Here is a 13,533-nt window from a genome sequence, read left to right as displayed (position 1 = left end):
TTCTGGATGTGTCAGGCGGCGGCGAAGGCCTTCAGGGCGTCGTCGCGCAAGGCCGTCTTCAGCACCTTGCCGACGTTCGAACGCGGCAGGCTTTCATAGAAATGGATGTGTTTGGGTGTGTGCACCGGCCCCAGCCGTTCCCGGACGAAGGCTGTCAGCGCGGCAGCGTCTTCCGCCCTGCCCGGCCGCAATTGCACCGCCGCCTGGACCGACTCGCCCCACTTGTCGTCCGGCAGGCCGAACACCGCGCATTCGTGCACGTCGGGGTGCTGGCCCAGAGCGTTTTCGACATCGATCGGATAGACGTTGAAACCGCCGGTGATGACCAGTTCCTTGAGCCGGTCCTTGAGATAGAGATAACCGCGGTCGTCCAGCAGGCCGCGGTCGCCGGTGTGCAGCCAACCGTCGACGAGGGTCTCGGCGCTCTTGTCGGGCAGGCGCCAGTAACCGGTCATCACCAGGTCGCCGCGCGCCACCACTTCACCGACCTCGCCACGCGGCAGCAGCCGGCCGTCGGGCGCCATGATGGCGACGTCGGTCAGCCAGGTGATGCGGCCGACCGAAGCCCAGCGGGCCGGGTCCTCGAAGTCTTCCGGCCGCATGGCGGTGAGGATCTGCGGCGCCTCGGTCTGGCCGTAGGTGGTGCAGAGCACCGGCCCGAAGAATTCGCGCACCTGGCGGATCTTGTCGGGCGGCATCGGAGCGCCGCCGTAGATCAGCCGGCGCAGCGCCGGAAAGTCCGCAGGCGAAACGCCGGGCAGCGCCATCAGCATGTAGACCAGCGTCGGCGGCATGAAGCACACGGTGCCGCCGCGCTCGCGGAAGGTGGTCCGCACCGCCTGTGCACCGGAGTCGGCCATCAGCACATGGCAGCCGCCCTGCGCAAGGATGGGCAGCACGTAGGTCGACGTGCCGTGGGTAATGGGCGCGGCCATCACGTAGCGGTCGTGTTCGTCGAAACCCCAGGCCTGGATCTGGTTGCAGATGTTGGCCACCCAGGCGCGGTACGGCTGCATCACGCCCTTGGGCGCGCCGGTGGTGCCGCCGGTGAACTTGATGGCCTGCGTGGCATCGGCCGGCAGGTCGATCGGCGGTCGGGCCGCACCCTGATGCCGGGCGATCAGGCCGGGCACCGTCGCAACGTTGCCGGAGGCTTCGGGTTGGATCGGCACATGTTGGCCGGGTGCGCCTTCCAGCAGCTCGGCGCAGGCCGCATCGACCACCAGGATCGACGGCTCGGTGGCATCCACGATGCGGCGGATTTCCGGACGGGTGCTGCGCGGATTCAGCGGCACCCAGACCTTGCCGCAGGCCAGCACCGCCAGCAGCGCGGTGATGTGTTCGCCGCTGTTGGGCGCGCAGATGCCGACGCGGCTCTGCGGTGTCGGGTCCAGGGCCAGCAGGCCTGCGGCCAGGGCCTGCACCCGCTCGGCCAGGACGGCGAAGGTCAGCGTGCCCTCGGGTGCGTCGATGGCCGGGCGGTCGGGCCAGCGCTCGGCGGCGCGCCAGAAGAAGTCGATGGGAAACATGGGTTCGGTGCTCCGTTCGAAAGGGAATTCACTCGGCCTTTGCGCCGGACGCCTTCACCACGTCGTGCCAGCGTTTCGTCTCGGACGCGATGAGGGTCTTGAACTGCTCCGGTGTGCCGGGGCCGGGCGTGGCGGCGAGTTCTTCCAGGCGCTTGCGCACGTCCGGCAGCGCCAGCGCCCGGTTGATCTCGGCGTTGAATCTTTCAATGACCGGCCGGGGTGTGCCCGCGGGCGCCGCGACGCCGAACCACGACTGCACGTCGAATCCGGCCATGCCCGGAATGCCCGATTCGGCGATGGTCGGCACATCCGGCAACAGCGGCGAACGTTGTGCACTGGTGATGGCGATGGCGCGCAGCCGGCCGCCCTGCACATGGGGCAGCGACGATGGTGTGTTGTCGAACATCGACTGCACCTGGCCGCCCAGCAGGTCGGTCACCGCCGGCGCACTGCCGCGGTAGGGCACGTGCAGCATGTTGGCCTTGCTGACCATCTTGAACATCTCGCCCGAAAGGTGGATGGAAGACCCGCTGCCCGACGATGCGAAGGTGATGCCGTTGGGCGAGTCGGCGGCGAACTTCAGGTATTCCGCCAACGTGCGGATGGGCAGCCTGGGGTTGACCACCAGGATGTTCGGCACCCGGGCGATCAGGCCGACCGGCTCGAAGTCCTTCTGCGCATCGAAGTTGAGCTTGTCGTACAGCGTCGCGTTGATGGTGTTGGCGATGGTGAACAGGTAGAACGTGGTGCCGTCCGGCGGCGAGTGGGCCACGATGTCGGCGCCGACGTTGCTGTTGGCGCCGGCCCGGTTGTCGACCAGGAAAGGCTGGCCCATCTGCTCGCCGAGCTTGATGGCCAGCAGCCGGGCGATCACGTCGGTGGCGCCGCCGGCCGCATAACCGACGACCAGTTTTACCGGCTTGGTCGGCCAGCCTCCGCCGGGCTGGGCGTGGCCGGCCAGGGGTGCCACTGCGGTGCAGGCGACCAGGGCGAGCAGGCCCCGGCGCAGCGAGAAGCGGGATGTCTTCATGTCGTCTGTCTCCGTCGTTTTGTTATCAGGGCCCGACCGGGTGGCGCAAAAAGCGCCGACGGCGAAAAATCGCGACCATCCGTCGACCCGAAAACGATTCTTCGCCATGCCCTCGTCGCCCGCCAGCCCGAACGTCCGCCTGCCGGACGATCTAACCGAATGTGCCGGCAGCGCCGATGCCGGCAACCGCAGCCTGCAGCGCGGCCTGGCGGTGCTGGACACCGTGATCCAGCACCGCCTGGACGGCGTTCGGGTGGCTGAAATCTGTCGCGCATGCGGGCTGCAACGGGCGACCGTCTACCGGCTGCTGGCCACGCTGGTCGACAGCGGTTATGTCGCGCAGCGCGGCCGCTGGTTCTACGGTCCCGGCCCGCGGGTCGGCAGCGCCTGGTTGCAGCAGCCGGTGGCCGACGACATGGCGGCCCGCCTGCAGGCGGTGCTGGCGCGGGTGGCCGCGGCCTGCGGCGAACCTGCCTTCGCGGTGGTGCGCGAGGCCGGCCAGTCGCATTGCATCGCCCGGCAGATCGGCACCCATCCGATGCAGATGCTGGTGGTCGAGGTCGGCCGGCGCCAGCCGCTGGGTGTCGGTGCCGCTGGCCTGGCGCTGCTGGCCGCCCTGCCCGCAGACGAATCGGCGGCGGTGGTGGCCGGCAACGCCCGGGCCCTGCCCCGTTATGGCGGCATGACACCCGGGCGGATGGACATCCTGGTGGCCGCGACCCGTGAACGTGGCTGGTCGGTGGTCGGCAACCATGTCATCGCCGGCACGCTGGGCGTGGGCCTGGCAGTGCGTGCGGCCGACGGCACCCCGGTCGCCGGCATCAGCGTGGCAGCACCCGAAGACCGCATGCCGCGCCAGCGGCAACAGCTCATCGTGCGGCAGATGCGTTCGGCGCTCGAAGCCGAATTCCGCACCGGACGCTCCAAGCCCTGAGGGAAAATACCCATCCCCACCGCCCCGCCAGAAACCAAGCCATGTCGACCAGCACCGTGCAAGCGCCCGCGACTTCGTCCCCCGCCCACCAAGTCCTCGGCGCCTGCCCGCACGACTGCCCCGACACCTGCGGATTCGTCACCACCGTGCAGGACGGCGTGGCCGTCAGGCTGCAGGGCAACCCCGACCATCCCCACACCGGCGGCGTGCTGTGCACCAAGGTGTCGCGTTACCTCGAACGCTGCAACCACCCCGAACGCCTCACCGTGCCGCTGCGCCGGGTCGGAGCCAAGGGTGAAGGCCGGTTCGAGGAAGTGAGCTGGGACGAGGCGCTGGACGACATCGCCGCCCGGCTCCAAGCCATCGAAGACACGGAATCCATCCAGCCGTACAGCTACGCCGGCACCATGGGCCTGGTGCAGGGCGAGTCGATGGACCGGCGTTTCTTCCACAAGCTGGGCGCATCGCTGCTGGACCGCACCATCTGTTCGTCGGCGGGCGGTGAAGGCCTGGCCTACACGCTCGGCGGCAAGCTGGGCACCCGCGTCGAAAACTTCGCGGAGTCGAAACTGATCGTCATCTGGGGCAGCAATTCGATCGGCAGCAACCTGCATTTCTGGCGCCATGTGCAGACCGCCAAGCGGGCCGGCGCGCGGGTCGTCTGCATCGACCCGCGCCGCACCGAGACCGCCGACAAATGCGACGAACACCTGGCCCTGCTGCCCGGCACCGACGCCGCCCTGGCCCTGGCGCTGATGCACCAGCTGATCGTCAACGACTGGCTCGACCACGACTACATCGAACGCCACACGCTCGGCTGGGACGCCCTGCGCGAACGTGCGCTGCAATGGCCGCCGGCCCGCGCGGCAGCAGTGTGCGGCCTGCCGGAAGCACAGGTCGTGGCGCTGGCGCGCGACTACGGCACCACCGCGGTATCCGCCATCCGCCTCAACTACGGCGTGCAGCGTGCCCGCGGCGGCGGCAATGCGGTGCGCGCCATCTGCTGCCTGCCGGCCCTGACCGGCGCCTGGCGGCATCGCGCCGGTGGCCTGCTGATGAGCGCGTCGAACCACTTCACCGCCGACCGCGCAGCCTTGCAGCGCGCCGACCTGCTGGCCGGCCGCCGGCCGCGCGTCGTCAACATGAGTGTCATCGGCGACGCCCTGGCCGGCGACGCCACCGCGCTGGCCGGCGGCCCGCCGATCCGGGCCATCGTGGTCTACAACAGCAACCCGGTGGCGGTGGCACCCGATTCGGCCAGCGTGGCCGCCGGTTTTGCCCGCGAAGACCTGTTCACCGTGGTGCTGGAACAGTTCCAGACCGATACCGCCGACTACGCCGACTACCTGCTGCCCGCCACCACGCAGATCGAACACTGGGACATCCACACCAGCTACGGCCATACCGACGTGATGCTCAACCGGCCGGCGGTGGCGCCGCGCGGCCAGGCCCGCAGCAACACCTGGGTATTCCGTGAACTGGCGCGGCGCATGGGTTTCACCGAACCCTGTTTCAGCGACTCGGACGAGGCCCTCACGCAGGCAGCCTTCAAGCCCGACGCCATCGACCATCGGCAGCTGCAGTCGCGCGGATTCGCCTCGATGCGTTTCGCCGATGCGCCGTTTGCCGAAGGCGGTTTCCCGACGCCGTCCGGCAAGTGCGAGTTCTACAGTGAAAGGCTGGCGCGGCAAGGCATGGACGGCCTGCCCGACTACCTGCCCAACCACGAGCCGGCCGGTGCATCGGCCGACTACCCGCTCGCCATGATCTCTCCGCCGGCACGCAATTTCCTGAACTCGACCTTTGTCAACGTGAAGACGCTTCGGGCGATGGAAGGCGAACCCCTGCTGGAGATCCATGCCGACGACGCCGCGAGCCGCGGCATCACCCACGGATGCATGGTGCGGGTGTTCAACGAACGCGGCGAACACCGCTGCCGCGCGGAAGTCTCGCGCCGCGCCCGGCCCGGCGTGGTCCACGGCCTGGGCATCTGGTGGCGCAAGTTCAGTCCGGACGGCACCAACGTCAACCAGCTCACCAGCCAGCGCCTCACCGACATGGGCCGCGGCCCCACCTTCTACGATTGCGCGGTACAGGTCGCGGCAATTTAGTGAAATGCCACCTGGATTCCAGGCAGCCGTAATCAGAGGTGATGGTTTATTCGACAGGTGAAATAGCCTCGATTCGACCGTTTTTCAAACGACAATTCATTTTCAGGGGATTCTCGGCAGACTTCATTATTCGGCCATCGGCCAAGGACATCCGTGAAAGTTGCGTTACTCGACGACGATGTCCAACAATCGGCCGACATGGTGCGAATGCTGAAGTCCATCCAGCTGTACGAACATACCCTGGTATTCGAATCATTCACCTCCGGCGAAAGGCTGCGCACCGCGTTGCGGCGCGACACCTATGACCTTTTGATACTCTCCTGGAATATGCCGGACCTGCCCGGCATCGATTTATTGCTGTGGCTGCGCAACTTCCAGAAAAGTGAAACGCCGGTGATGATGCTGTCGTCCTTGCTGAGCGAGGGCGACGTGGTCGTCGCCCTGGGCAGCGGTGCCGACGACTATGCCATCACTCCGGTGCGCCCTTCCGAATTCTGCGCCCGGGTATCGCGCCTGCTGCGCCGGGCGGGCCGCAACACCTATCGCACCCGGGTCGTCTTCGGCAATTGGACATTCGACCGCGCCAAGACCAGCGTGAGCATCAAGACCGATACGGCGGAGCATCTGGTCATACTCACCGGCCGCGAATTCCGGCTCGCCATGGCATTGTTCGAACACCTGGGTTCGGCACTGTCACGGGCACATCTTCTCGAATACAGCGGTGTCAGCTCACAGGAATCGAATTCCCGTGCGCTCGACAGCCATATCTACCGCCTGCGCGGAAAACTCATGCTGGAAGGCAGCCACAGCATGCGCCTGATTACCATCTATGGATATGGCTACCGGCTGGAAGCCGTCCAGTAAACCCAGGCCTGAACAAATCTCGCACTCCAGTACCGGATGGTCTTTTGAAAAGCAGAATATAGATTCCTGCGGTGCACCCCGCGGGACCAACTGGAGAAATACATGTACTTCCGCAATACCCTCGCGCTGCTTGCCGCCTGTTCCGGTTTTGCAGCCCATGCGGCTTCCAGTGCGGGCCTGACCGTCATCGGCAGCGTGTTGCCTTCGGCCTGCGCACTCACGCTGGGCGGTGCAGCCACCGCCGTGGCCGATTTCGGCACGCTGGCCAAAAGCACGGTGATGGCGTATCCCACGGAGGTCAATTCGTACTTGCCGCCCACCAAATCGGTTCCACTGAACATCCTGTGCGATGCGGCCCTGCCCATCGCCCTGCAGTGGACCGATGCCAAGGCGGCCACCAGGGGTCTCATCGGCTCCAACGACTCCTTCTATTTCGGCCTCGGCCTGGCGGCGACCAGCAACGCGAAAATCGGCGCCTACTCCATCGACTTCTCGCAGCTGAAGATTTCCACCAGCCCGGGTGGTGCGGTGCCCGGCGTGCCGCTCGGTTTCCTGAAACGCACGGTCGGTTCCACCGGCAGCTGGACATCGGTCTCGGGTTCACCCGATACGGTACTGTTCAATCCGTCTTACACATTGGCTTTCAAGGTGGGCGGCGGCGAAACCACCCCACCGCCCATCACCGCCGTGCTGGGTAATCTGGTCATTCAGCCCTACCTGCTCAAGGCGGTCATCGATGCCGCCACCACCGAAATCAAACTCGACGGCGCAGCCACCCTGAACATTCTTTATCTCTGATGCCGCTGCAGGTTGGTACCGCTGCGTTTCTGCTGCTTGCGGTGTGTGCCGGCCCGGCCGCCGGCACCGGTGTACAGCCGGAATCGACGGTCTTGTTCATATCGGAATCCGACGGCATCGCACAAATGGCGGTGCGTAACACCGAAGATATTCCGATGCTGCTGAATGTCGAGATCATCGAATTGAGCGGAGATTCGAACATCGGCATTTTTGCGATGCCCAGTGTCGCGCGGATCGAGGCCGGTGGAAACCAGGTGGTGCGATTTTTGATGCAGAAGCCGGCGACGCCGCTTTCGGTCCAGCATATGAAACGCATTTCCTTCGAAGGTATTCCGGGACGCGATACGGGGCATGGATCGTTCGACAGTTCGCAGGTGCGTATCAACGTTCGACAGATCATTCCGGTCATTATTTCACCGGCCGGTCTGGAACAGGATATCGAACCCTGGAAGAAATTGAAGGCCACCATCACCGGCCCGCATCTGCTCGAATTGTGGAACCCCAGCGCATTCGTGGTCCGGCTGCAATCCGGCCTGAGTGGCGGACCGGGCAACCATATCCAGATAAACGACTTGCAGCAGAATTACATCATGCCCCTGCAAAAGATCGAAGTGAGCTACCAGAACCATGACCCGCAGCGAGCCTTGACAAGCCTCACCATCCATCCGGCTTCGCCCTGGGGTTATATGGCAACGCCCTACGATATTCCCGTTTCGGCCCGCCGACCCTGATCCGGATGGCCTTCAATGATATTGCGGTGGCCGGCAGGCCGAATGGTGACGACCCTGGGTTGGGGCTGTCTTTCAGGTTTGACGGCGCTGGCCGCGGAAGCACCGCCCACGGGCACCTGGTTCGACCCCGATATTCTCCGGCAACGCGGACTGGCAGCAGATATCGCCATTTATTTTGCACGCGCGCCGCATTTCCAGCCGGGCGAACAACTGGTCGAAGTCCGGGTGAATGGAATGGATCGAGGTAAAAGATTGCTGCTGTTCGACGGCAATGGCGAAAGCTGTATATCCACCGATTTCCTGCAATGGGCCGGCATCGACCTGCCGCTCGACGTCGAAGCTGCGCCCGAGCCCTGCCAGGACCGCCGGCTGCTCCAACAAGGATTCCAGACAGACCTTCGCCCTTCGCTGGCGACGATCGAAATCTCCGGCCCGGCACAGTGGGTTCGCAGCGGTCGGCCCGCGCCTCCGCTGGTTCGCGGCGGCGCCGGCGGTTTCGTCAACTACCGCGCCTATGCGCTCGAACGCTCCGGCGACGGCCAGCCGCGCAGCAGCAGCCGTTACCTCGACACCCAGTTCGGCCTGAACCTGGACGAATGGCTGTTGCGCAGCCGCCTGGCCCACAGCGTCGTCGACGGACAGGACCGCAGCCAGTGGCAGGGCGCCTATCTGCAGAAAACCTTTCCGGCGGTGGCCGGCACCTTGCAGATCGGCCGTATCGGCAGTGCGGTGCCGCTGTATGCCGGCATTCCGCTGACCGGCCTGCAGTGGTTTCCGGAGCGCGGCCTGCTGTCACGCAAACGCCCGGCGATCGACGGTGTGGCCATCGGCCGTTCACGGGTCGAACTGCGCCAGCGGGGCCTGCTGATCCACACCACCTATGTGCCGGGCGGGCCTTTCGTGCTGGACGACTATCCCCAGCCCGACATCCGTTCCGACCTGGAGATGAAGGTGGTCGACGCTTCCGGCATCGAACGCCTGACGGTGGTGCCCGCGTCTTCGCTGATGCTGAACGGCGACCCGGCGGTCACCGAAGGCTACAGCCTCGCCCTGGGCCGCCTGTGGGCGCCGCCCGAAATCCGGCCGGTCGAGCAAACTGCGGTGGCCATGGTTTCGTTCGGCCTGCAATTGCGGCCCGACCTGGACCTGGAATCCGGTGCGCTGTGGGCCGGCGGATACCGGTCGTCGGCGCTTGCCCTGCGCTGGCGTGCGAACGACACCGCCCGTCTGTTCGGTCAGCTGACCCTGTCGCATGACGGCCGGGCCGCGCAGCAGGGCGAACAAATGGCGATAGGCGCCTCTATCGTGCTGACCCACTGGCTGGACGCCGGCATTTCGACCCAGCGCCGCAACGCCGCATTCCGGGTGGTGCAGCAAACCGCCACACCGGTCGCCGCCCCGGTTTCCAGTGACGGAGTGCGGTCCCAGGCCAGCCTGCAGTTCACTTTTTCCGATGGCTGGGTCCGGGGCCTGGCGCTCTCCTTCACGCACGAGGACTACTTCACGGCCGCACCCCAGCGTTTCCATTCGATCGGCTGGGGCGGGCGCTGGGGGCCTGTTTCGCTGCAGGCGGGACTGAGCCGCAACGCCACACGGGTCGTGGATTCCGCCGCGGCCCTGGCGCAGGGGCCGGCTCGCCAGACGGGCACTTCGGCCTATGTCACCCTGTCGGTGGCGCTGGGTCCGGGCATGGTGGCCGAAGCCTATCGGCGCAGCACCGCCGGGAGCCTCCAGCAAGGCACCGCATTCGCGCAGGCGATCAACGAAAACATCGGCTACCGGGCTTCGGTGGACCGCATTTCCAACCGCGCCGGGCCGGTGGAAACCAGCCGGTCTCTGACCGCCAGCGTGTTGCCGCGCTACACCGCCCTGACGCTGGCCGTCACCCAGGGCGAACACGACGAATCGCGTTACGGCGAGATGCGCGGAAGCCTGGTCGCCACTGCAGCCGGAGTGGCCGCGTCGCCCTTCGACACCCAGGACAGCTACGGCCTGATCCGCCTGGGCGATGTCGCCGGCCTGCGGATCGATACACCGTCCGGGCCGGTGTGGTCCGGCCCCGGCGGGCTGGCCGCCGCGCCGGCGCTGATGGCCTTTTCCGATTCGCGGCTGGAAATCGCGGCCCGTTCTGTACCGCCCGGCGTGGACATCGGCCGCGGCCTGATCGTGGCTCGCGTGGCGCGTGGCGCAGTGCTCGACTTCGACATGGAGGTGCGCCGCGTGCGCCGGCTGCTGCTGACGGTGACCGACGAACAGGGCCGCGCGCCCACCGGACGGCCGGCGGTGTATGACGGCGAGCGATTCGTCACCACGCTCGACCAGCAGGGCCGGGCCCTGCTGGTGGTGCAGGAGCCGCCGCAGCGTTTCCGGCTGGCCCGCGCGCCGCGAACCGATTGCAGCTGGCAGGAAATCAGCCTGCAGCCGCGACGCGCAGGCGACTTCTTCGAGGAAGCCACGGCGGTGTGCCGGAACCTGACCGGGGAGACCGATGACCTGCCCTGAGAGGCGGATGCCGAAGACCGGCGACACGGCCGTGCGCGCCACCCTGCTGGCGCTGTATCTGGCCTGGCCCCTGTCCGGCCATGCGGCTTGCGACCTGGTGCTGGCGCCCGCCAGTCTCTCCCTGGGCGACCGTCATACCGCTGCGCTGCCGGCCGATGGGCTCGACGGCTGGCGCCTGCTGGGCCAGGCGACGACCCAGGTGTCGGGCCTGTGCGACCGCGCGCCCGGCCGCCTGCGGCTGGCTGTCGATGGCCTGCGGCCCGACGGTACGGGCATGCTGTCGTGGGACGCGACGCCCACCGGCTCGGGGCGGGTGCGCCTGGTGGTGCTGGCGGCATCGGTCGGTGGCCAGCCAGTCGCCGTCAGCCTGGCCGGAAGACCGGAAGCACCGGTTCCAGGCCCCCTGCCGCTGGTACAGGACAGCGTGGTCGAACTCGACCTGAAAAACCTGCCGCCTCAGTTCGACCGCCGGCATTTTTCGGTCACCCTGCAAGTCAGCGGCGTGGTGCGGCAGGGGTTCGCCGCATCCACTGCCACACGTTTCATGTTCTCGCCGCGCTTTTCGTGGCTGCCGCCCTGATGCTCAATACACGTCGCGGCGATAACGCCCGGCGGCGATCAGGTCGTCCAGCGCCTGTTGGCCGAGGATGTCGGCCAGCGCCGAATCCACACCGGCCGCCATCCCCTGCAGGCTGCCGCACACATACAGGCAGGCGCCGGCCTCGAGCCATTCGTGCAGTCGTGCGGCGCACTCGCGCAGACGGTCCTGCACATAACGGCGCTCGGCCTGGTCACGAGAAAACACCAGATCCACCGCTTCCAGTTTTCCGGCCGATTGCCAGCCGGCCAGTTCATCGGCACAGAAGGCGTCGTACGCGCGCTGCCGTTCGCCGAACAGCAGCCAGTTGCGGTGCCGGCCTGCGGCGATGCGCGCCAGCAGATGGCTGCGCAGGCCGGCCCAGCCCGAGCCATTGCCGATGAAGATGGCCGGGCAGTCGTCATGGCAGGGCTCGAAGGCCGGGTTATCCAGCAGCCGCAGATCGATGTCGGCGCCCGGCGGCGCATGGGCGGTCAGCCAGCCCGACGCCAGGCCCAGCCCGCCGTCGTGGCGGACCTGCCGGACAAACAGGCGCAACAGCCCGTCCGCCGGCAACGATGCGACGGAATAACGGCGGGTGGCGGGCAAGTCGGCCGCCTGGTTCGCCTGGCCGGGCAGTATCTCGACCAGCGCGCCGGCCAGCCAGTGCGGTTCGAGGCCTGCCGGCGGCAGCAGGTCGATGCGGTAGAGCGGGTCGCCCTGGCTGCCCGGGTTGAGCAGTTCACGCTCATGGAGACGCCACGCCACCAGCGGTTCGGCCGCGCCACCCAGGAAGGCCGCTGCATCGGCCAGCGCGGCACCGCCGGCCAGCGAACCCACCGCCAGCCGCCAGTGTTCGATGGCGGCGGCGTCGTTGTCGTCCACCTCGATCATCGGGAACAGGCGCTGGGCGCCGGCCGATTCCAGGGCGTGGTCCAGCGCATGGCCGAAACCGCAGAACTTCTCGTAATGGCGGTCTCCCAGCGCCAGCAGTCCGTACTGCAGGTGGTTGAGCAACGGCGCGGGCTGGCAGATCAGGCGCCGCGCCGCGCTGCGGGCGTTGTCGGGCGCCTCGCCTTCGCCGAAGGTGGCGGCCACCAGCAGCAGGCGATGGAAATGGCGCAGCCGGTCGGCGTCGAGTTCGGCGAAGGGCAGCAAGGTAACCGGCACGCCGGCCGATTGCAGCAACGCGGCGGTGCGCAAGGCGATCCCCTGGGCGGTGCCCGACTGGCTGGCGAAAGACACCAGCACGCTGTCGCCCGAGGCAGGCCGTTTGCCCGGGGCAGCGTCCGCCAGCGCGGCCTGCTGGCGCGCGATCTCGCGTTTCTTGCGGCGTCGGTCCAGGTACAGCATCCAGCCGGTGACGGCGAACAGCGGCAGCATCAGCGCCGCCAGCAGGTTCACGATGCGGCCGGGCAGCCCGAAATAGGTGCCCAGGTGCAGCGGGTAGATCACCGTCAGCGCCCGTTTGCCGGCCGGCCGCGCCTCGTAGCGGTCGTCTTCCGAAACCGTGGCGCCGTCGAGTGACACCGTCAGGCGGTTGCGGGCACGTTCGTGCGCCGGATCGTGGCCGCGCCAGGTGAACAGGACGCTTTTCGCGCCCGGTGTGGGCATGCGCACGACGACGTCCTGCCAGCCGCCATCCGCCTGGGCGATGCGGTCGAAAGCCGACCAGGCCGGCGCGATGGCCGGAGCCGGGCTGGCGGGTTTCGGTTTGTCTTCGGCCGACTTCGGCCTGGCCGGCTGGCGCGGCGGCCGCGGGTCGCCGGCGGCGCGGTCGACGGGGTCGCGGATCCAGTCGTAGGCCCAGTAAAGGCCGGTGGTCGTGAACATCACATACACCACCAGTGCAAGGGTGCCCGCCACCGAATGCAAGCCCCACAGGAATGAACGGCCCTTCGAACCGGTGTCGAAGGTGAACCAGGCGCGCCAGCTGAGCGGCCGGCGCGGCCAGCGCAGGTACAGGCCCGAGAGCGACAACAGCAGCAACGATGCCGCCAGCATGCCGCTCACCACCCGGCCGTCCTCACGCGGCAGCAGCAGCCAGCGGTGCAGGCTCTCGACCCATTCCATGAAGGGCTCGGCGCGCAGATGCGGCAATGCTTCGGCGGTGTAGGGATTCACCCAGACGGTTTCGCCGCGACGTTGGCCGGGCGGCGGCGCGAAGATCACCCGCGCGCCGTGGCCGGGCTCGGCGAACAGGGTGATGGTGCCGACCGGTCGATGCCCGAACCGCTCTCCGACCGCTTCGGCCAATGCCGGCGCGCTCAGCGGCGCGCCCGCCACCGGCACGTGTCGGCCCCCGGGCGTGACGGCGTCGGCGATCTCTTCACGAAACGTCAGTACCGCGCCGCTCAGGCCGATGAGGATCAGCACGGTGCCGGCGGTGATGCCGAAGAACCAGTGCAACTGAAACCACACCTGGCGGAAAGAGGGAAGATTTTTCATTCGGAAGCC

General features: G+C 67.4%; 10 protein-coding genes. 7 read left to right on the top strand and 3 right to left on the bottom strand.

The window, feature by feature from the left end; all coding sequences use genetic code 11:
* Positions 1–11: 11 nt before the first annotated feature.
* Together AC3ANW_RS05250 and AC3ANW_RS05245 are read right to left on the bottom strand one after the other, a co-directional pair.
* Positions 12–1,529 carry a class I adenylate-forming enzyme family protein gene (locus AC3ANW_RS05250; RefSeq protein WP_488344152.1) on the bottom strand — a complete coding sequence of 506 codons (1,518 nt, stop codon included), beginning with the start codon at positions 1,527–1,529 and terminating at the stop codon, positions 12–14.
* Between the two features lie 28 nt (positions 1,530–1,557).
* Positions 1,558–2,559 (bottom strand): Bug family tripartite tricarboxylate transporter substrate binding protein, encoded by a 1,002-nt coding sequence (locus AC3ANW_RS05245; RefSeq protein ID WP_488344151.1) that lies wholly within the window; start codon positions 2,557–2,559, stop codon positions 1,558–1,560.
* Between the two features lie 106 nt (positions 2,560–2,665).
* On the opposite strand from AC3ANW_RS05245, the gene AC3ANW_RS05240 reads away from it, so the two are divergent.
* From AC3ANW_RS05240 to AC3ANW_RS05210, 7 genes are all read left to right on the top strand, one after another.
* A complete protein-coding gene (locus tag AC3ANW_RS05240) occupies positions 2,666–3,493 on the top strand; it encodes an IclR family transcriptional regulator (protein WP_488344150.1) in 828 nt (275 codons plus the stop codon).
* A 41-nt stretch (positions 3,494–3,534) separates the two neighbouring features.
* Positions 3,535–5,604 (top strand): molybdopterin-containing oxidoreductase family protein, encoded by a 2,070-nt coding sequence (locus AC3ANW_RS05235; RefSeq protein WP_488344149.1) that lies wholly within the window; start codon positions 3,535–3,537, stop codon positions 5,602–5,604.
* A gap of 153 nt (positions 5,605–5,757) precedes the next feature.
* Entirely contained in the window at positions 5,758–6,468 is a 711-nt protein-coding gene (locus AC3ANW_RS05230) for a response regulator transcription factor (RefSeq protein ID WP_488344148.1), read from the top strand.
* A 102-nt stretch (positions 6,469–6,570) separates the two neighbouring features.
* Positions 6,571–7,266: a DUF1120 domain-containing protein gene (locus tag AC3ANW_RS05225; RefSeq protein WP_488344147.1), complete on the top strand. Its 696-nt coding sequence runs from the start codon at positions 6,571–6,573 to the stop codon at positions 7,264–7,266.
* On the top strand, positions 7,266–7,997 hold the full coding sequence (locus AC3ANW_RS05220) for a fimbria/pilus periplasmic chaperone (RefSeq protein ID WP_488344146.1): 732 nt from the start codon (positions 7,266–7,268) through the stop codon (positions 7,995–7,997). Before AC3ANW_RS05225 ends, AC3ANW_RS05220 begins: the two co-directional genes overlap by 1 nt.
* Positions 7,998–8,039: 42 nt before the next feature.
* The gene (locus AC3ANW_RS05215; protein WP_488344145.1) at positions 8,040–10,499 is read left to right on the top strand and encodes a fimbria/pilus outer membrane usher protein; all 2,460 of its coding nucleotides are present in this window, start codon (positions 8,040–8,042) and stop codon (positions 10,497–10,499) included.
* A 7-nt stretch (positions 10,500–10,506) separates the two neighbouring features.
* Entirely contained in the window at positions 10,507–11,079 is a 573-nt protein-coding gene (locus AC3ANW_RS05210) for a hypothetical protein (RefSeq protein WP_488344144.1), read from the top strand.
* A gap of 3 nt (positions 11,080–11,082) precedes the next feature.
* Here AC3ANW_RS05210 and AC3ANW_RS05205 read toward each other — a convergent pair whose 3' ends face one another.
* A complete protein-coding gene (locus tag AC3ANW_RS05205; protein ID WP_488344143.1) occupies positions 11,083–13,524 on the bottom strand; it encodes a PepSY domain-containing protein in 2,442 nt (813 codons plus the stop codon).
* Between the last annotated feature and the right edge of the window lie 9 nt (positions 13,525–13,533).

The organism is Xylophilus sp. PBN-3R (assembly GCF_057747805.1).
Note: the sequence above shows the minus strand (reverse complement) of the source record. Positions and strands in the feature narration are given on the sequence as shown.

Bases quoted from the DNA above. Each gene is read 5' to 3' on its own strand.
- AC3ANW_RS05250 (WP_488344152.1), bottom strand. From the start codon at position 1,529: ATGTTTCCCATCGACTTCTTCTGGCGCGCCGCCGAGCGCTGGCCCGAC.
- AC3ANW_RS05245 (WP_488344151.1), bottom strand. From the start codon at position 2,559: ATGAAGACATCCCGCTTCTCGCTGCGCCGGGGCCTGCTCGCCCTGGTC.
- AC3ANW_RS05240 (WP_488344150.1), top strand. From the start codon at position 2,666: ATGCCCTCGTCGCCCGCCAGCCCGAACGTCCGCCTGCCGGACGATCTA.
- AC3ANW_RS05235 (WP_488344149.1), top strand. From the start codon at position 3,535: ATGTCGACCAGCACCGTGCAAGCGCCCGCGACTTCGTCCCCCGCCCAC.
- AC3ANW_RS05225 (WP_488344147.1), top strand. From the start codon at position 6,571: ATGTACTTCCGCAATACCCTCGCGCTGCTTGCCGCCTGTTCCGGTTTT.
- AC3ANW_RS05220 (WP_488344146.1), top strand. From the start codon at position 7,266: ATGCCGCTGCAGGTTGGTACCGCTGCGTTTCTGCTGCTTGCGGTGTGT.
- AC3ANW_RS05215 (WP_488344145.1), top strand. From the start codon at position 8,040: ATGGTGACGACCCTGGGTTGGGGCTGTCTTTCAGGTTTGACGGCGCTG.
- AC3ANW_RS05210 (WP_488344144.1), top strand. From the start codon at position 10,507: ATGCCGAAGACCGGCGACACGGCCGTGCGCGCCACCCTGCTGGCGCTG.
- AC3ANW_RS05205 (WP_488344143.1), bottom strand. From the start codon at position 13,524: ATGAAAAATCTTCCCTCTTTCCGCCAGGTGTGGTTTCAGTTGCACTGG.